This is a genomic window from Corynebacterium sp. UMB0012 (assembly GCF_030216265.1).
Classification (GTDB): domain Bacteria; phylum Actinomycetota; class Actinomycetes; order Mycobacteriales; family Mycobacteriaceae; genus Corynebacterium.
Genome location: NZ_JASOKQ010000011.1, coordinates 1 through 18,820, shown reverse-complemented (window position 1 = coordinate 18,820; position 18,820 = coordinate 1). Strand labels below are relative to the sequence as shown.

At 62.2% G+C, this 18,820-nt stretch carries 17 protein-coding genes; 9 read left to right on the top strand and 8 right to left on the bottom strand.

Annotated features, from left to right (window positions below; all coding sequences use genetic code 11):
* Window positions 1–9: 9 nt before the first annotated feature.
* From QP324_RS06790 to QP324_RS06780, 3 genes are read right to left on the bottom strand one after another with little or no spacing between them, the layout of a single operon-like run.
* A complete protein-coding gene (locus QP324_RS06790; protein WP_239234986.1) occupies window positions 10–951 on the bottom strand; it encodes an ABC transporter permease in 942 nt (313 codons plus the stop codon).
* Entirely contained in the window at window positions 948–2,492 is a 1,545-nt protein-coding gene (locus QP324_RS06785; RefSeq protein WP_284815215.1) for a sugar ABC transporter ATP-binding protein, read from the bottom strand. Before QP324_RS06785 ends, QP324_RS06790 begins: the two co-directional genes overlap by 4 nt.
* The gene (locus tag QP324_RS06780) at window positions 2,489–3,478 is read right to left on the bottom strand and encodes a LacI family DNA-binding transcriptional regulator (protein ID WP_284815214.1); all 990 of its coding nucleotides are present in this window, start codon (window positions 3,476–3,478) and stop codon (window positions 2,489–2,491) included. Before QP324_RS06780 ends, QP324_RS06785 begins: the two co-directional genes overlap by 4 nt.
* Before the next feature lie 130 nt (window positions 3,479–3,608).
* Between QP324_RS06780 and QP324_RS06775 the strand changes: the two genes are divergently transcribed.
* From QP324_RS06775 to galK, 6 genes are all read left to right on the top strand, one after another.
* Window positions 3,609–4,052, top strand: a complete 444-nt coding sequence (locus QP324_RS06775) for a YdcF family protein (RefSeq protein WP_284815212.1) — start codon at window positions 3,609–3,611, stop codon at window positions 4,050–4,052.
* 195 nt (window positions 4,053–4,247) lie between these two features.
* Window positions 4,248–5,147 (top strand): aldose epimerase, encoded by a 900-nt coding sequence (locus tag QP324_RS06770; protein ID WP_284815210.1) that lies wholly within the window; start codon window positions 4,248–4,250, stop codon window positions 5,145–5,147.
* 11 nt (window positions 5,148–5,158) lie between these two features.
* Window positions 5,159–6,808, top strand: coding sequence for a sodium:solute symporter family protein (locus QP324_RS06765; protein WP_284815208.1), 1,650 nt, complete (start codon window positions 5,159–5,161; stop codon window positions 6,806–6,808).
* 10 nt (window positions 6,809–6,818) lie between these two features.
* A complete protein-coding gene (locus QP324_RS06760) occupies window positions 6,819–7,061 on the top strand; it encodes a hypothetical protein (RefSeq protein ID WP_005322508.1) in 243 nt (80 codons plus the stop codon).
* Window positions 7,061–8,155 carry a galactose-1-phosphate uridylyltransferase gene (gene galT / locus QP324_RS06755; RefSeq protein WP_284815207.1) on the top strand — a complete coding sequence of 365 codons (1,095 nt, stop codon included), beginning with the start codon at window positions 7,061–7,063 and terminating at the stop codon, window positions 8,153–8,155. The genes QP324_RS06760 and galT overlap by 1 nt, the downstream gene beginning before the upstream one ends.
* Complete coding sequence (gene galK, locus QP324_RS06750; protein WP_284815205.1) at window positions 8,148–9,347, top strand: galactokinase; 1,200 nt, start codon at window positions 8,148–8,150, stop codon at window positions 9,345–9,347. Before galT ends, galK begins: the two co-directional genes overlap by 8 nt.
* Before the next feature lie 139 nt (window positions 9,348–9,486).
* Here the strand turns inward: galK and QP324_RS06745 are convergent, their stop codons facing one another.
* Window positions 9,487–10,530, bottom strand: a complete 1,044-nt coding sequence (locus QP324_RS06745) for an RNase H family protein (RefSeq protein ID WP_225745858.1) — start codon at window positions 10,528–10,530, stop codon at window positions 9,487–9,489.
* A gap of 251 nt (window positions 10,531–10,781) precedes the next feature.
* On the opposite strand from QP324_RS06745, the gene QP324_RS06740 reads away from it, so the two are divergent.
* The 3 genes from QP324_RS06740 to QP324_RS06730 all read left to right on the top strand — a co-directional run bounded on the left by QP324_RS06740 (window position 10,782) and on the right by QP324_RS06730 (window position 13,805).
* Window positions 10,782–11,684 carry a DUF559 domain-containing protein gene (locus tag QP324_RS06740; RefSeq protein WP_239278913.1) on the top strand — a complete coding sequence of 301 codons (903 nt, stop codon included), beginning with the start codon at window positions 10,782–10,784 and terminating at the stop codon, window positions 11,682–11,684.
* A 187-nt stretch (window positions 11,685–11,871) separates the two neighbouring features.
* Entirely contained in the window at window positions 11,872–13,035 is a 1,164-nt protein-coding gene (locus tag QP324_RS06735) for an NRAMP family divalent metal transporter (protein ID WP_284815287.1), read from the top strand.
* Window positions 13,035–13,805 carry a putative hydro-lyase gene (locus QP324_RS06730; protein WP_284815203.1) on the top strand — a complete coding sequence of 257 codons (771 nt, stop codon included), beginning with the start codon at window positions 13,035–13,037 and terminating at the stop codon, window positions 13,803–13,805. Before QP324_RS06735 ends, QP324_RS06730 begins: the two co-directional genes overlap by 1 nt.
* Here the strand turns inward: QP324_RS06730 and QP324_RS06725 are convergent.
* The 4 genes from QP324_RS06725 to QP324_RS06710 form a co-directional block, all read right to left on the bottom strand.
* Window positions 13,802–14,422, bottom strand: coding sequence for a GntR family transcriptional regulator (locus QP324_RS06725; RefSeq protein WP_284815201.1), 621 nt, complete (start codon window positions 14,420–14,422; stop codon window positions 13,802–13,804). The two genes, QP324_RS06730 and QP324_RS06725, sit on opposite strands and share 4 nt — an antisense overlap.
* A 68-nt stretch (window positions 14,423–14,490) precedes the next feature.
* Window positions 14,491–16,272, bottom strand: a complete 1,782-nt coding sequence (locus tag QP324_RS06720) for a biotin carboxylase N-terminal domain-containing protein (protein ID WP_284815200.1) — start codon at window positions 16,270–16,272, stop codon at window positions 14,491–14,493.
* Window positions 16,262–17,836, bottom strand: coding sequence for a 5-oxoprolinase/urea amidolyase family protein (locus QP324_RS06715; protein WP_284815198.1), 1,575 nt, complete (start codon window positions 17,834–17,836; stop codon window positions 16,262–16,264). The genes QP324_RS06720 and QP324_RS06715 overlap by 11 nt, the downstream gene beginning before the upstream one ends.
* Complete coding sequence (locus QP324_RS06710) at window positions 17,836–18,597, bottom strand: LamB/YcsF family protein (protein ID WP_269954103.1); 762 nt, start codon at window positions 18,595–18,597, stop codon at window positions 17,836–17,838. Before QP324_RS06710 ends, QP324_RS06715 begins: the two co-directional genes overlap by 1 nt.
* Window positions 18,598–18,820: the final 223 nt, after the last annotated feature.

Here is an 18,820-nt window from a genome sequence, read left to right as displayed (position 1 = left end):
GGGTGCTCCTTAGTTGGCCGTCTTATTGCGGATGACGTCGAAGCCGACGGCCAGCGCGATGACCAGGCCGATCACGATCTGCTGCCAGAAAGAGGAGACGTTGAGCAGGTTCAAGCCATTGCGGATGACCGCTAGCAAGATCGCGCCGACCAGGGTGCCGGTGGCCTTGCCTTGGCCACCGGAGAGCGAGGCACCACCGATGACGACGGCCGCGATGGCATCCAATTCGTAGCCGGTGCCGGCCTGCGGCTGTGCGGATTCGAGGCGGCCGGCCATGACCATGCCGGCCCAGGCGGCGAAGAAACCAGAGAGTGCGAAGACGGCGATCTGGATGCGCTTGACCGGCAGGCCTGAGAGGCGGGCGGCCTCCAGGTTGCCGCCGATGGCGTACATGGAACGGCCGAGCACCGTGCGCTCCAGGATGAACCAACAGATGAGCCCGGCGATGACCATCATGATGATGGGCACGGGGAAGCCGGCGATATCGCCGCCAAAGGCATTGACGGACGGGGCAGTCTCAATTGGCGAGCCCTGGGAGATGACCAGGGTGAGGCCGCGGGCGATGGACATCATGGCCAGCGTCGCGATGAAGGAAGGGATCTTGCCCCACGCGGTGGCCATTCCGCAGATGGCGCCGGCCAGCGCGCCCACGAAAAGGCCCAGGAGCAGAGTGAGCCAGCCAGGCAGTCCCGCGGTGGAGAACATATAGGCAGAGACCATGGCGCCGAGCGCGGCGACTGAGCCCACCGAGAGGTCGATGCCGGCGGTGACAATGACAAAGGTCATGCCGAAGGCCAAGATGGCCACCGTCGCGGCTTGGATGCCGATATTGAGCAGGTTCGCCACGGTAAGGAAATACGGCGTAGCGATAAACAGCGCGATGCACAGGGCAATGAGGCCGACGAGCGCGCCATTATTCATCGCCCAGTTAACTACTCGATTCTTGGTCATGTTTCATCCTTGGGGTTAGTGCCGGCAGGCGCGGCAGCAGAGGCAGAGGTAGAAGAGGTCACATTGGATACGGCAAAGGCCATGACCTCGTCCTGGGTGGAGTCCTTAGGTAGCTGGCCGGCGAGTTGGCCGCCGGACATGACGAGGATGCGGTCGGACATACCGAGCACCTCAGGTAGATCGGAGGAGGCCATGAGCACGGCGCCGCCGGCAGCGGTGACTTCATTGATGATGTTGTAAATCTCCACCTTGGCGCCGACGTCGACGCCGCGGGTGGGCTCATCGAGGAGGAGGACCTTGGAACCGGCCAGTACCCAGCGGCCAAAGACAGCCTTTTGTTGGTTGCCACCGGATAGGTTCCGGATGGGCTGGGAGAGATCAGCCATGCGGATGCGCAGCTTCTCCGCTACGTCACCGGCGCGGCGGCGTTGGCCGCTGCGGTCTGCAAGCCCCGCCTTAGCGGTGGGGTAGAGGGTGGCGAATCCGAGGTTATCGCCCACGGAGGCATCTAGAACTAGCGCTTGGGATTTGCGGTCTTCGGGGATATGGCCCACGCCGGCGCGGATGGCAGCACGAATATCGCCGCTGCGCAGCTGCGTGCCGCCGACACGGATGGTGCCGGAATCGTAGGGGTCGGCGCCTGCGATGGCGCGAATGATTTCGGTGCGGCCGGCGCCCACGAGCCCGGCCAGGCCGACGACTTCGCCGGCATGGACGGTGAAGGTGACGTCGTGAAAGGCGCCGTCGGCAGTCAGCTCGGAGACCTCCAGCAGGGCCTCACCGCGCTCAGGAGGAACCTCGCGCGGGTACTGGTTTTCAATCTCGCGGCCGACCATGAGGCGCACCAGCTCGTCTTCGTCCGTATCGGCTGGGACCTCGGCGATGAAAGAGCCATCGCGCAGCACGCTGATGGTCTCCGCGATGCGCGCCAGCTCCTCCAGGTGGTGGCTGATAAAGACCATGGCCACGCCCTTGGCCTTGAGTTCCTCGAGCACGGCAAAGAGCGCATCAACCTCCTTGCCGGTGAGCGCGGCCGTGGGCTCATCCAAGATGAGAATGCGCGCGTTCATAGACAGCGCCTTGGCGATTTCCACGAGCTGCTGTTTGGCCACGCCCAGCTCACCCACCGGCATGTCTAGGTCCACGTCCAAGCCGATAAGGTGCAGTGCCGCTTGGGCTTGTGCCTTGAGATGCTTGCGATTGACCAACCCGAAGCGGCGTGGGGTGCGCCCGAGCATGATGTTCTCGGCCACCGACATGGTGGGCACAAGGTTGAGCTCCTGGTGAATGGTGGCGATGCCCAGTGCCTCAGAGGCCTTGGTATCTGGGATCTTCACCTCTGTGCCATCTACCAGGATGCGGCCGAAATCTGGTTCGTGAACGCCGGCAATCATCTTGATGAGGGTGGACTTGCCGGCGCCGTTTTCACCCAGCAAGGCCTGGACCTGGCCGCGGCGGACGGTGAGGTCTACACCCTTAATGACCTCCACCGGGCCGAAGGATTTGGTGACATTGTCCAGGCGCAAAACGCAATCACTCATGGCGTGGCTCCATCGAGTTGGTGGGCGGTGGACATGCGTGGGATGTAGCGGGTTTCTAGCACCTCGCCTTCCGGTTGGTGCTTATCATTGATGGCCGCGATGAGCTTGGCCGTGGCGGTCTCGCCCATTCTGGCCACATTTTGGTCCACCACTGAGATAGGGGAGGGTTGGAAGCGCAGGTAGATAAAGTCATCGAAGCCGACGAGCGCGATTTCTTCTCCGATGCGCTTGCCCGCATTATGGCAGGCCTCCAGCGCGCCGGCCGTCATCATGGAATCACCGGCAATGAGCGCGGTGACGCCTTCTTGCAGGAGTGTGAGAGCTCCTTTATAGCCCTCGCGGTGGCGGTAGCTGCCGTGGTGGATATGGGTAGGCATACCGCGGGTGGAGGCCTTGAATGCTTGGAGGCGCTGGCGGCCGGTGGAGGTTTCCTGCGGCCCGGAAAGGTAGCCGATGTGCGTGTGCCCCTTCTCTTTGAGCTGTTCCACGGCTTGTTTCATGCCCGTGTGGGGGTCTGATAGCACTGCTGGAATCTGGCCCAGGGCGCGGTCAATGAGCACGAGCGGGCGGTAAGCGCGCGCCTGCTCCAGTGCTACTTCGGCGCCTTCGAGAGGTACCGCGATAATGCCGTCTACCTGGCGTTCCATCAGGGCATCGAGGGCTTTGACTAGCCGCTGCGGATCCTCGCCGCAACTGGTAATCATCGTGGCGAGTCCCTGCTTATCGGCGGCTTCTTCAATGGCTGCGGCCATTGCGGCGAAGTAAGCATTGTCTAGGCTGGGGATGACCAAGCCGATGGCGTTAGATCGGGAGCTGCGCAAAGCTCGTGCTTGGGCATTGGGCCTATAGTTGAGCTTGATGGCCGTGTCCTTGACGCGTTGGCGCGTGGACTCCGAGATGGCCGGGTTGCCCGAGAGCGAACGGGACGCGGTGGAAATGGATACTCCAGCAGCAGCGGCCACGTCCTTGAGAGTGGTTCCGGCCATGCTGTCCTCCTTGGCTTAGGCGTGTGGGCCGGCTTCTGGCCCTCCTGGGTGCAATCGATTGCACATTTGAGTTAAAGGTACGGCCATTTCCATCTTCCTGTCAAGAGCCGGCGAGTCTATGCTGGTATCCATGTCTGACCCGCTCCTTGTTTTGGGCTCCCGCGTAACCCACGGCTATCCCGGCGCCATGCTGCGCTCGCGCCTAGACAAGGCGCTGGCACTTTATAACGGTCAGCAGATTATTGTCTCCGGCTGTGGTGAGGCGGGGCCTATGGCTACATACCTCAGTGAGCGCGGCGTGCCGGCCGAGCGGGTAGTGGTGGAGCCGGAAGCCACGAGCACTAATGAGAATCTAGAAAATGCCCACCGCTTGGCCCCGGATGCCGTATTGCACGTGGTGACCAATGATTTTCATATCCTGCGCACGGCGCTGTGGGCCTGGCACCTCGGCATTGCCGTACGGCTGCATCCCGCGCGCACCCCGTGGCGGTTGATGCCGCGCAATTACCTGCGCGAAGTCCTGGCCACGCCACACTCCGCGGCGCGAATAGTGTGGCGGCGGATCCAGGGATAGCGCTCTTGCTTGGTGTGGCGGACCGCTGCCCACAGGTGCCTCCAACCCCGAAAGAGGTTAACAGGCGGTTAACTCTAGGGTTGTGAGCAGCTGAAATAGAAGGTATTCGCGGGTAGTTATGCAAACGATTGACCGGCGCTTTGCCGTACTCCTAGGCTAAATCCAACGAAAGTTATAGCCAGAAAGGTCTTTGTTATGACCAGTGGAGCAGCGGCTGGCCCTGACGCTGACTACCCCAGCGTCGCACTTGCCCATGGCGATTATGCGGCCGAGATTGGTCTATTCGGCGGTGCACTCAAGGCGCTGACCTATCGCGGTGCGCCCTTGGTAGAAAGCTACGAGGGTAAGCCGCCGCTGATGGCCGGAGTGGTGCTGGCGCCGTGGCCAAATCGCACCGAAGATGGCTGGTTTGAATGGCAGGGGACCGGACACCAGTTGGAGATCGACGAACCGGAGCGCAATAACGCCATCCATGGATTCGCGGTGGATTGGTGGCGCATCAAGGAACGCTCGGCCAACCGGGTGGCTCTCGCCTTTGATATTGAACCGTGCCGGGGCTGGCCGTGGACGATTCAACTAGAGGCCATCTACGCCCTCGATGAGCAGGGATTGCACCACCAGCTGACCGCACGCACCACGGAGCCCGGCGAGGTTCCCTTCGCCTATGGGCTGCACCTCTACCTCTCCCCACAAGGGGCAGGGGCGGAGGAAGCGGTGCTCAGCGTGGACGTCGGCAAGCGCCACCAGCTCAACGCCCGCAACCTGCCTACGGGAAAGACGGAGCAGGTGCGCATTGTTAATCAACCCATCGCCGAGGTGGATTGGGACGATTGCTTCCACGGCGAAGGCCCACTGACGGCCGTGTATTCGGCCGGTGGAAAGGGCGTGCGCTTGGAGATGGGCGAAGGCCTGAACTGGGTGCAGATGTTTACCCCGGCCGATTTCCCGCGGGCAGGCGGCCCCGGCAAGGCATTAGCCGTGGAGCCCATGAGCGCGCCGCCGAATGCGCTGCGCAGCGGGGAAGACCTCGCGCGTTTGAGTGCTCAGAACCCGCAGAGATTCACGCTGCGCCTTGCAGCAGAGAACAATAACTAGAAAGGTCAGCCATGGAGACTGCTGAATCCGTATTGAGGCTCGATGCCTCCTGGGTGGACTACTTCTTGGTAGCCATCTACTTCCTCTTCGTGCTAGGCATCGGCTGGGCCGCTAAGGCCCGAGTGTCTAGCTCCATCGACTTCTTCCTCTCCGGCCGGGGATTGCCCGCCTGGGTGACCGGCCTAGCCTTCGTCTCGGCCAACCTGGGTGCGGTGGAGATCATCGGTATGTCCGCCAATGGCGTGGAGTATGGCTTCCAAACCATGCACTACTTCTGGATCGGCGCCATCCCGGCAATGGTCTTTTTGGGCATCGTGATGATGCCGTTCTACTACGGCTCCAAGGTGCGCTCGGTGCCGGAGTTTATGCGCAAGCGCTTTGGCAATGCCGCACACCTGGTGAACGCGATTTCCTTCGCCGTGGCCCAGCTGCTGATTGCCGGCGTGAACCTGTACTTGCTGGCCACCATCGTGGAGGCCCTGCTGGGCTGGCAGATGTGGGTATCGCTCCTCGTGGCCGGCCTCATCGTGCTGTCCTATATCACCCTGGGTGGCCTTTCGGCCGCCATTTATAACGAGGTCCTCCAGTTCTTCGTCATCATCGCCGCACTCGCCCCGCTGACCATCATTGGTTTGAACCGCGTTGGTGGTTGGAATGGGCTGAAGGACGCGGTGGCCCAGGATTCGCACTTCCACACCTGGCCGGGCACGGACATCTCCGGTTTTGAGAACCCAGTGTGGTCCGTCATCGGCATCGTGCTGGGCCTCGGCTTTGTGCTTTCCTTCGGTTACTGGACCACCAACTTCGTAGAGGTGCAGCGCGCCATGGCCTCCGATTCCATTTCGGCCGCCCGCAAGACCCCGATCATCGGCGCCTTCCCCAAGATGTTCGTGCCCTTCCTCGTGGTCATTCCAGGCATGGTTGCCTCTGTATCCGTGGCTGATTTGATGGAGGAGCGCGCGGAGCCCAACGACGCCATCTTGCTGCTCATGCGCGACCTATTGCCCAATGGCCTGCTGGGCGTGGCGATCGCCGGCCTGCTGGCTTCCTTCATGGCGGGCATGGCCGCGAATATCTCGGCCTTTAATACCGTCATCTCCTATGACATCTGGCAAACCTACGTGGTCAAGGACCGCGAGGATGACTACTACCTGAAGTTCGGCCGCATCGCCACGATTATCGCCACCGCTATTGCCATTTTCACCGCGCTGCTCGCGCAAAACTTTGGCAATATCATGGACTACCTGCAAACCCTGTTTGGCTTCTTCAATGCGCCGCTGTTTGCCACCTTCATTCTGGGCATGTTCTGGAAGCGCATGACCCCGCACGCCGGTTGGTCCGGTCTTGTGGCCGGTACCGCTTCCGCCATCGCCTTCTGGTACGTCGCGTCTTTCACTGACCTCATCAACCTGCCGGGCCAAGGCACGGCCTTTGTGGCGGCCGGCGTGGCCTTCGTGGTAGATATCGTGGTTTCCATCGTGGTCACCCTATTCACCCAGCCTAAGCCGGATAGCGAGCTAGTTGGCTTCGTCTCCTCCGTAACCCCCAAGGACCACTTTGAGGACTACACCGAAAAGTCCTTGCCGTGGTACCAGCAGACCGTCCCGCTGGGCATCATTTGCCTGGTGATGGCTGTAGCCCTCAACGTCATCTTCGCCTAAGGAGCCTTTCATGTCTGAGAAAAAGCGCGCGGGCGCATTCGACCTGCGCAATGTCATCGCCGCACTCCTCGGCCTCTACGGCCTGATTTTGCTCGGCTGCTATTTCTTCCTTGACCCAGGCATCAACCCGGATACCGGGCAGGCGAAGAACGCCAGCGATAACCTATGGGCAAGCCTTGCTTTGCTGGCCGTGGCCGCCGCCTTTGTGCTGTGGGCACGCCTGAAGCCCATCACCATCCCAGGAGAAAACTAATGGTTGAGATTACCTCTGCCACGCTTGCCGACGGCCGCGAGATCCTCTACTTCGACGACCAGCCCCACCCCGACCGCGTGCTTGTCGACGCCCGCGACATCCCCACCGTCGCCCCCGCTTCCGAAATGCGCCGGGATCCCCTAACGGGGGATTGGGTGGCCTTTGCCGCCCACCGCATGAACCGTACCTTCTTGCCACCGGCCAACGAGAACCCGCTGGCGCCCACGCGCGAAGGCCAGCTGCCCACGGAGATCCCGAGCCCCAGCTATGACGTGGTGGTCTTTGAAAATCGCTTCCCGTCTTTTGCCACCACCGCGGACATCGAGCATCCGGAGGATGATAACCTGCTCGGCATGGTGCCGCGCCTTCCCGCCCGCGCCCGCTGCGAGGTGGTCTGCTTTACCGAGGACCCAGCCCTATCCTTCAAGGATCTGCCGGAATCGCGCATCCGCACCGTCATCGAGGCCTGGGCTCACCGCACCGCCGCGCTATCCCCGATCGACGGCGTGCAGCAGGTTTTCCCCTTTGAAAACCGCGGCGAGGAAATCGGCGTGACCCTCCAGCATCCGCACGGCCAGATCTACTCCTATCCCTTCCTCTCGCCGCGCCTGCGTTCCATCGTGGATTCCGCCCGCGCCTATGACGGCGACCTCTTTCAGGATCTCCTTGATCGCGAGCGCGCCGCCGGTACCCGCATCATTGCTGAGACCGAGCACTTCACCGTCTTCGTTCCCGCCGCCGCGAAATGGCCGCTGGAAGCCATGGTCCTGCCCAACGAGGAAATCCCCGATTTCGCCGCGCTTTCCGATGCCCAACGCGCCGACCTCGCACCCCTGCTCAAGAAGCTGTACTCCGCCGTGGACCGCTTCTTCGATGGCGTGGAGAAGACCCCGTATATCGCCGGCTGGACACAGGCACCGGTGGACCCGGACCTGCGCCCCGGCATCCGCATGCACCTGCAGCTCTTTTCACTTATGCGATCGCCTGGCCGCATGAAGTACCTCGCCGGTTCCGAGTCCTCGCAGGCCGTGTGGATCAATGACACCACCCCGGAGCGCATCGCCGCCCGCTTTAAGGAGATCTGGGATGCTTAACTGGATTGACACCCGCAGCGATGACGAGCTTGCCGCCGCAGCCCGCGACCTCTTCGCCGCAGCCTTCCCGGATACGCCCGAGCCCGCCGGCGTGTGGGCCGCTCCCGGCCGCGTCAACCTCATCGGCGAGCACATCGATTACGCTGGCGGCGCCTCCATCCCCTTTGCGCTGGAACAAAACACCGCCGTTGCCGTCGCGCCCCGCACCGATGGCCTTATCCGAATGGCCTCCGAATTCGACGGCAGCGTTGCCCAGGCCAGCCTCCCACTCTCCGAAGTCCGCCCCGGACACCCTTCCAACTGGTCCGGCTACGTCGCCGGCACCATCTGGGCCGCCACTGCGGCGGATGTCCTGACCTGCACCGGCCTCGATATTGCCATCGTCTCTGATGTCCCCGTCGGCTCTGGCCTGTCCAGCTCCGCCGCCCTTGAGTGCTCCGTGGCAGTGGCCGCCTACGAGCTCTGCCACGGCAACGCCCCCGATGACGCCGCCCGCGCGCAGCTGGCCCAAGCCTGCATCCGCGCCGAGAACGAAGTGGTTGGCGCCTCTACCGGCGGCTTGGATCAAAATGCCAGCCTGTTCGGCCAGCGCGGCAAGGCGCTATTCCTGGACTTTTCCACCGGCGCCGTCGAGCGCGTGCCGTTTAATATCGAGGCCCAGGACATGGTGCTGCTTATCGCGGACACCAATGCGCCGCACACGCTTTCCGACGGCCAATATGCCTCCCGCCGCGGCATCATCGACGCCGTCCAGGCTGCCGCCGGCCGCTCCATCCGCGAAATCCCAGATGCCGTCGCCTTCGCCGCGACCGTCAACCCCCAGGAGGCTGAACTGTACCGTCGTCGCGTGCGCCACGTGGTGGACGAAACCGACCGCACCCTGGCCGCTAAATCCGCTTTAACCAAATCCCATTTAGACGAATTCCGCCGCCTCATGCGCGAAAGCCACATTTCCCTGCGCGACCTGTACGAAGTCACGACCCCCGAGCTTGACTCCGCTTTCACCGCGGCCGGCGAAATCGGCGCTCGCATGACTGGTGGCGGCTTTGGCGGCGCCGTCATCGCGCTCATCCCGCGCTCCGACGTAGAGTCCACCGCCCAAGCCATTAACGACGCCGCAGCATCCCGCGGCTTCCCAGAGCCCACCTTCTTGGTGGCCCGCCCGGGAGACGGTGCCCGCCGCCTGGCTTAAGCTCCGGCCCCTTCCCAACGCGCCTCTTGTCGTTAGGTCCATACTGATCAGGCTGATCTGAAGGCTGGGCCGCCTCAGATCGGCCTTAACTCCCTCAATTCGGCCTGATCAGATCAGCCCTAAGCCCCAATCGTTTGGATCACAACGCCGAGAGAGCTTTCTGAATCCCCTCGCGCAGCGTCTCGCGAGACTGCTTCATCGGATGCGCAATCGCGCGCAACCCCATGTACGCAATCTGGTCGGCCGCCCGATTCAGCGGATCCCCCGCATGCCCGAGCACACGGCGTATGTCGACCTCGCATTGGCCTTGGATATCGCCCCAAGCTTGCTGGAATCGGGACCGCGCACCCGAAGACACCCCTCGCCACGTGCGCCCCGGCCGCGATGCTTTAGAGCCGCGCTTATGCACAATCTGCTCGACCGCCTCCAAAGCGGCTACGGAATCGGACTCAATAACCGCCTTGCGCGCACCCACCTTGAGCAGGTATTTCAGCGCGAGCGTTAGTGCTTCGAGCTCGAGCTCATCCGTGCTCGCCTTGGTTTCTCGAGTCCGTAACCGGTAGTCGCCGTTGCCCGCAACGAAGCACATCGACCCCTTGAATACGGTATCCGAGGAAGCATCGGTGGCTATGCGCACCACGTCGCCCTCGGCCCACGAGGAGGCGCGCGAGAAGTTCGGCCACCAGTGTGCTTTCGGCGTCTCTACCTGTGCCGCTTGCTTCTTTTTCGGCGCCTCACCCATCTTGCGCGCCTTGCGAGCGGTCAGGCCGGCTTGTTTTCTGCGCACGGAGCTCGCGCTTTTCGAAGCCCTATTTTCTCCCGCAAAGCTTCCCGTCACCGTGAAACCGTCAGCCGTGAGTGCCGCTCGCAACGCATTCTGCCTGCGACCAGTGACAATCCACACTCGTCCGTCGAGTCCCTTGAGCGCGCGTTTGACCTCGCGCACGGCGATATCGACGATATCGCCCTTCTTCGTCTGGCCGCGGCGCACAAAACGCGTCTGCTTGGTATTGACTGCGATGACCCAGCCTTCGATGGTGCCGTTGGGGGCGGAATCCCAACGCTCGTCCCAGAGCGCGACCGCAACATGGATTGGTGCTGAGACCATGTCCGAGGTGATCTTGCGGGTGCCGTAGGTGCGCGATTGCGTACCGGTTAGTTCTGAGAGCTCGATGGGTTCCATTATCTCTAGTAAAGCACGGTTAACCGCGCTGCTGAATTATCCCCCACACCGCCGCTGTGAACTACTTCCCCTTAGGTCGAAGGTGATCGAGCCGATCTGAGCACAACCCGCCCTCAAATCAGCCTCAACGCCTTCAACTCGGCCCGATCACCTTGGACCTAACGTTCCGCCTCTCACTCAAGGCCCTCGGAAATTCACCTTCCTGAGCCGCATGATGCGTGCCCCGCCCCGCCAGCCGCGAAGATGAAACCATGATTACAGATCACTTCATCAACCTTCGTTACGCCGGAGCCGAAAGTCCGCACCATTTAGCCCTCCAGCGCGGTGAGCTCACCCAGATAGCGCCCTGGGTCGCCGTTCCTACGGCCACCTGGAGGCAATGGGTGCGCCATAAACAACAATTCGCCAAAGTAGTCGCTGCCGGGTGGAGCACCCACCGCGCCGTCCTCATCGGTAAATCGGCCGCGCGGCTGTGGGGAATGTGGGTAATTTCCAGGGAAGGGGAGGAGGTGGAGTTAGCGGTGCCTTCGGGAAGCGTGCCCCCACGAAGGCTCACCGCGAAAGGCTATCGGTACCGCCGGGTAAAGTCCCTCCAGGAATCCACGGTGTCGATAGCGGGTGTGCGCGCCACGAATCCCGCCCGCACCTGCCTCGAAATCGCCCGGCTACACGGATTCCCAGATGGCCTGGTAGCTACCGATTCTGCCCTCAGACAACACGACGTCACCACATATGACTTGCACGAAGAACTAGCAAAGATGCGGCGCACGAGGAGACAAGCGGCCATGCGTAAGGTTATCGAGCACGCGTATGGCGGATCGGAATCGCCCTATGAGTCCTATCTGCGAGCCCTCATTATTGAGCGTTTCCCGCAGGTGAAAATTGAGCCGCAGAAACCACTGCTCGGGAAGTATCGGGCGGATCTCTGTCTCGATGGATGGCTGGTGGTCGAGGTCGATGGTGATGCCAAATATGACGGTACCTATGGCGAGGCGCCCGCCCACGTGGTCAAGCAGCAGATAAAGAGGCAGCGAGCGCTAGAAAACCGCGGATACGTGGTGCTGCGCTTTGGCCCCAGCGAAATGAAAGTGCCGGACGAGGCTTTGCAGATAATCGCCAGCCACCTGGGAAAACGCGGCAGGAAAGTAGCCTAGATCACCCCCGCGCCACCCCGTAACACATAAAAGTTGTTGAACAAAAGGCATAGCTACCTTTAAGATGATGCGCATCACAAATTAATGCGACCTGCATCACGAAAGGTGAAATCTAGTGAGTGCTGAGACATCACACGCCACTCCGGCGCAGGCGGGGGACAAGACCCCGCCCAAAGGCCTCGGCGCCATGGCTGGTGCCATGTTCCTTATGGCCACCTCCGCCATCGGTCCGGGATTTTTGACCCAGACCTCGGTCTTTACCGTGCAGATGGGCGCGTCCTTCGCATTTGCGATCATGCTGTCCATCCTCGTGGACATCGCTATCCAGCTCAATGTGTGGCGCGTTTTGTGCGTGACCGGCATGCGCGCCAATACCTTGGGCAATACCGTGCTCCCTGGCCTGGGCTGGGTGCTTGCCGTATTCGTGTTCATCGGCGGCGCGGTCTTTAATATCGGCAATATCGCCGGTTCTGGCCTGGGCATTAACGCGATGCTGGGCATCGATTCGCGCATCGGCGGTGTCATTGCCGCGGCCATCGCGATCTTCATCTTCCTCTCCAAGAAGGCGGGCATGGCCCTCGACCGCCTCGTTGCGGTCTTGGGTGCGGTCATGATCTTGCTGATGCTCTACGTTGCGGTGGTCAGCCAGCCACCGGTGGGGGAGGCGCTAAAGAATACCGTCGCACCGGGCGAGATCGACTTCTTCGTCATCACCACCATCATTGGCGGCACCGTGGGCGGCTATATCACCTTTGCCGGCGCGCACCGCCTCATCGATTCCGGCCACACTGGCGTGGAAAACGTCAAGAACATTACCTATACCTCGGTAAGCGGCATCGTGGTCACCGGCATCATGCGCATGCTCCTCTTCTTGGCGGTTCTCGGTGTGGTGGCCACCGGCGTGGCGCTTTCGGACGACAACACCGCGGCGGATGCCTTCTACAATGCCGCCGGCGAGTTTGGCCTGCGTGCCTTTGGCGTGGTCCTCTTCGCGGCCGGTTTGTCCTCGGTTATCGGCGCCGCCTATACCTCGGTATCCTTCGTGACCTCCCAGGACACCTCGACGCGCACCCGCAATATCCTCACCATCGTCTTCATTGCGGTGTGCACGGTAGTCTTTGTGGCCATCAACTCCGCGCCGCAGAAGTTGCTCATCTTCGCCGGTGCCATCAATGGCCTGATCCTGCCTATCGGTTTCGCCCTCGTGATGTGGGTGGCCTGGCACCGCCGCGATCTCCTGCAGGGATACAAGTATCCCAAGTGGTTGCTGATTATCGGCACCCTGGCGTGGGTGCTCACCATCTTCATCGGCTTCAAGGCTTTCTCCGGCATCACCGAGCTGTGGGCATAATGCAGACCCCAGAGCAGGTGCGCGAGTATGCGCGCAGCCATGACATGGCCACCACCGCCGGGCATGCCCGCGGTTTCATGCAGGCTAACCTGCTGGCCGTGCCGCAGGAATACGCGTTTGATTTCTTGCTCTTCGCTCAGCGTAACCCCAAGCCGTGCCCGATTGTGGGCGTGCTGGAAGCCGGTCAGTACACCTCCGAGCTTCTGCCGGGTGGGGACATCCGCACCGATATTCCGGCCTACCGCGTCTTTGAAAACGGTGAGCATACTGCCACGCTTGCCGACGCCACCTCGTACTACACCCCAGACATGGTCAGCTTCCTTATCGGTTGCTCTTTTACCTTTGAGACTGCGCTGCAGGATAACGGCATTGAGGTCGCGCACATTGCTCAGCAGCGCAACGTGCCGATGTTTAAAACCACGATTCCCACCACCCCGGCCGGCGTCTTTTCCGGCCCCATGGTGGTCTCCATGCGCCCGATTCCGGCCGCGCAGGTCTCCGATGCGGTGCGGATTACCTCCCGTTACCCATCGGTGCACGGCGCCCCGGTTCACGTGGGTGACCCGGCGGCCATTGGCATTGAGGATTTAAACCGCCCGGACTTTGGTGATCCGGTCGAAGTGCCGGAGGGCTGCCTGCCGGTCTTTTGGGCCTGTGGGGTGACCCCGCAGGCCATCGTGATGGAATCTAAGCCGCGCTTAGCTATTACGCACGCACCGGGTCAGATGCTCGTGACCAACGCCCGGGATCAAGATTTTCTCATTCCTTAATCGTCTAGCACGGCGAGGATCTTCTCGCAGGTATTCATGAGGCTGTCATGCGCAAGCGTGGCGGCCTCTTGGCGTTTTCCGTCCGCGATGAGCGTGGCCAAGGTGATATTTCCTTGAATGTGGTCCGCATGTAGCTGCGGGTAGCGCGGGATGGCTAGCAGGAAGGTGAGCCGCATTCGGGCGAGAAGATTATCCATCTGCTCATTGAGCGTAGGCGAGCCCAGCGCGGCCACCAGCGTGCGGTGGAAGCGTTGGTTGATGGCGGAGACTTCCTGGTGCTCGCCGCGTGCCGCGTAGTCGAAGGCGGAGGAAGTGAGGGTGACGAGCGAGGGGGCGTCGGCAAAAGCGCCCCACCGCACCGCCGCTGGCTCGATGGCCGCGCGGGCGGCAAAGAGGTCGCGGATATAGTCTGCATCGGGCGTCGCGAGGAAGACGCCGCGATTAGGGATGCGCTCGACAATGCGCTCCGCGGCAAGCCTGGTGAAAGACTCGCGGAGGGTATTGCGCGAGCAGTGAAAACGCTCGGCCGCCTTGACCTCGCTGAGCTGCTCGCCCGGCTGAAACTCGCCGGCGGAGATGGCCTCGCGCAACTCGGAGGCGACAGACTGGGAAAGCATGACCACAACTGTACTAAAAAGTTATACACCTCACATTGAAGATGGGGTGCATAACGATGGCGAGAGCGCTAATCGATGGTCGCGATGACCTTGGAGGAATCCAGACGGTCACCCTCGGAGGCCAGGAGCTTGATGGTACCGCCGCGCGGAGCCTTGATGGCCGATTCCATCTTCATGGCCTCGACGGTGGCGATGGCATCGCCCTCGGCCACGGTATCGCCGTCCGCAACGTTCCAGGCCACGAGGTTGGCCTCGAACGGGGAGGTGACCGCATTGTCATCGGTAGACTGCGCGCCGGCCGAAGACGGCGCGGTGGAGGCAGAACCACCGGCCGAGGCGGCGCCCGGCGCGGCAAGGAAATCCACGGGGACGCCGACGTTGACCAGCTTGCCGTCGATTTCTACGGCCACAGTGCGGCGCTGGGTGTAAATGGCCTCGACTTTTTCCACCTGGTTGGCGGCAGACGGGCGGTAGTTGTGATCCACCCAGTCAGTAAATACGCCAATCTCGGCGGCGCCGGCGGCAGCGGCATCGTCTGCTGGGGCGGCCGTGCCGATGAGTGCAGGCTCATCCATCATGTCGCGGTGGAACGGCAGCACTGTGCGCACGCCGGTAACGGTGAACTCGCGCAGGGCAAAGCGGGCGCGAGCCAGGGCGATCTCGCGGGTCGGGCCCCACACCACCAGCTTGGCAATCAGGGAATCATAGTACGGCGGAATGATAGAGCCAGAGCGCACCGCGGAATCTACGCGGATGCCCGGGCCGGTGGGCGGCTCGAAGGAGACGATGGTGCCGGGGCATGGGGCGAAGCCATTGAGGATGTCCTCGGCATTGATACGGAATTCAAAAGCGTGGCCGTGGGACTCCGGATCCGCATCGAAGGACAGCGGCTCGCCGGCCGCGATGCGGAATTGCTCGGCGATGATATCGGTGCCGGTGACTACCTCGGTAACTGGGTGCTCGACCTGCACGCGGGTATTGACCTCGAGGAAGGAAATGGTGCCGTCCTCGGAGACAATGTATTCCACGGTGCCGGCGCCGGTGTAGCCCACCTTGGAACAAATGGAGCGGGCGCCTTCGATGATGCCGTTGCGTTGGGCGTCGGAAAGCGCGGGCGCCGGAGCCTCCTCAATGAGCTTTTGGAAGCGGCGCTGGGTGGAGCAATCGCGGGTGCCGAGCACGCGCACATTGCCGTGCGTATCGGCCAGCACCTGGGCCTCCACGTGGCGCGGGTGGGTGAGGAACTTCTCCACGTAGCACTCGGCGCGGCCGAAAGCCTCCATGGCCTCGCGGCCGGCGGAGTTGAACGCGCCCTCGATTTCTTCCATATTGTCCACGACCTTCAAGCCGCGTCCGCCGCCGCCATATGCGGCCTTAATGGCAATGGGCAGGCCGTGCTCTTCGGCGAATGCGCGGGCCTCCTGCCAGTCATCGATGGGATCGGAGGTACCCGGTGCCAGCGGCGCGCCGACCTCCTCGGCCACGCGGCGCGCCGCGATCTTGTCACCGAGCAATTCGATGGACTCCGGGGATGGGCCAATCCAGATCATGCCGGCCTCGGTAACCGTGCGGGCAAAGTCGGCGTTTTCGGACAAGAAGCCATAGCCTGGGTGGATGGCATCGGCGCCGGCGCGCACCGCGATATCAAGCAGCGCGGGCACGTTCATGTAGGTATCGGCCGCGGTATTGCCTGGCAGGGCATAGGATTCGTCCGCTACCTGGGTATGCAGGGCACCAGCGTCTGCTTCGGAGTAAATGGCGATGGACTTAATGCCCAGGTCGCGGGCGACGCGGGCAATACGCACGGCAATCTCGCCGCGGTTAGCAATGAGGACGGTTTTAATCTGCATTCTGTTCTCCAGTGTTCAAGGCTTGGGGTGCTACGAGTTCAAAGTTCACGCGCGCGCCGGGTGGCAGCTGCGCGGCGATATCAATATCTTCTTCCAATACGGTGGCGATGACGGGGTAACCGCCGGTCACGGCATGATCGCGGAGGAAGACCACGGGCTTGCCATTGGGTGGGATTTGGATGGAGCCGGCGACCATGCCCTCGGAGGGGAGCTCGCCGTCTTTAACGCGTTCAATTGGTTCTTCGCCATCGAGGCGCAGGCCCACGCGGTTGGAATCCGAGGTGACGGTCCACTCGGTATCCAGGAAGGCGGAAACATTATCACCAAACCAGTCATCGCGCGGTCCGAGTACGCAGCGCAGGGTGGCGCGGGTTTTTCCATCGGAGCTTTCACGCACGCGCAGTGGGTTAACCAGCTGGGCGTCGGTCATGCCGGTAGAGCGCGGCAGCACGCCGATGACATCGCCGGTGGTGACCGGGTCCGGGCCAAGGCCAGAAAGGACGTCGGTGGCCGCCGAGCCGAGCTCGGATTCGGCGATGATACCGCCGCGGATGGCAACGTAATTGCGCATGCCTACCGTCGCAGGGTCTACCGTGACGGTTTGCCCGGCCGTGACCAGCACGGGGCGAGCAAGGTGAACCGGCATCTCGCCGAGGCGCACACGCGCGGTCGCGCCGGTGACGCAAATGACGGTATCGGTGAGCGCGTGGAGCTTAATGCCGCCGATATTCTCCAGCACTGTTGCCCCGCGCGGGTTGCCCACGGCCACATTGGCGGTCGCGGCGGCGGCGCGGTCGGCGGCACCGGAGGGGGTCACGCCGAGATCGCCCACACCGGGGCGTCCCAAGTCCTGGTAGAGGGTGAGCAAGCCGGCATCGATAACCTCCATGCGCGGCAAGCGGGCAGGGGCGCGCTTCGAGCGGGCAGAGTGATCAACAAGCTCCGGCAGCTTATCCACGCTGCGATAGCGCACGCGGTCTCCCGGCTGTACCAGCGCCGGCGGGTTGGCATTGGAATCCCACATCGGCGTATTGGTGGTACCCAAAAGCTGCCAGCCGCCCGGGGAAACGCGCGGGTACACCGCGGAAAACTCGCCCGCGATACCTACGGCGCCGGCCGGTACCGCGGTACGGGGATTGGACCGGCGGGGCACCGCGCGCGCCTGGGAGGGGTCCGACGGCGCGCAGTAGGTAAAGCCTGGAGCAAAGCCACCGAATGCTGCGGTCCACTCGGTAGAGGTATGCCAGTTAATGAGCGCTTCGCGCGAAAGTCCCAGCAGGTCTGCGGCCTCGTCCACATCCTCGCCGTCATAGAGCACATCAATTTCTACCGTGCGTGCCTCCGCAGCCGTCGCAGCGGCAGGGGAGAAGTCCTGCAAAAATTCCGCCGCATCGCGCGCCGAATCGGGTGCTTCAAAGGTCAGCAGCAAGGTGGTGGCGGCCGCGATGCAGTCCACCTGATTCTTCAACGGCTTGGCAGAAAGCGCCGCGTGCCAATCCATCACCTGGTTCAATCCATCCAGGTCAATGAGCAACGCGCGCGTGCCCACAAAATTAATGTGCATTAGATAAAGCTCCGAATCTCGATGCCTTCTTCCCGCAGGCGCTCCACTACGCCGCGCAGCAACTTCACCGCGCCGGGCGAATCGCCGTGGGTGCATACGGATTGTGCATCTACCTCTAACTTCGTGCCATCCACGGCCGTGATCGACCCGGTCTGCGCCACCTCCAGTACTCGCTGCACCACCTCATCGGCGCTACCCAGCACCGCATTGGCTTCCTTGCGCGAGACGAGCGTGCCATCGGGGTTGTAGTTGCGGTCCGCAAAGGCTTCACGGATGACGGTAAGCCCGCTGCGCTTGGCGACGTCCACCGCTACTCCCCCCGGCAGTAGCATCACCGGCAAATCACCAAAGGCCTTAATGCCCTTGATGACGCCTTCTGCCTGCGCCTTATCCTTCACGATGGCGTTATACATCGCACCGTGCGGCTTCACATAGGAAACCTTGGTGCCATTGGCGCGGGCCAAAGCGTCGAGCGCGCCAATTTGGTAAGTCACCTCGTCTGCGAGTTCGTTCGGGTTGTAATCAATGAAGCGGCGACCGAAACCTGCGGCGTCGTTATAACCCACGTGCGCGCCTACGGCTACGCCTGCTCCTGCAGCCGCCTTGAGCGTGCCGGCAATCGAGTGTGGGTCACCCGCGTGGAAGCCCGTGGCCACGTTTGCGGAGGACACCATCTCCAGCATCGCCGCGTCATCCGCGACCGGATTGCCCGCGGTCGTTTCTCCCAAGTCCGCGTTCAAATCAATATGGAGCGAGGACATTCAACACCGTCCTTTAAGATTGTTGAACAATTCGAATACCTTTTAGTGTAACCCTCGCCACTGTCATTTGTGAAGACGGTTACTTTTCATTTACCCGCGTGCGCACCCCCACCTAGGCATGAGAAAACCGCCCCGCCCCGGGTAAGTGAACTGCTCCCCATTAGTTGGACTGAGAAATCAGTTGCCAACAACTAGTGGGGAGCATTTTCTTTGAGAGCACGTA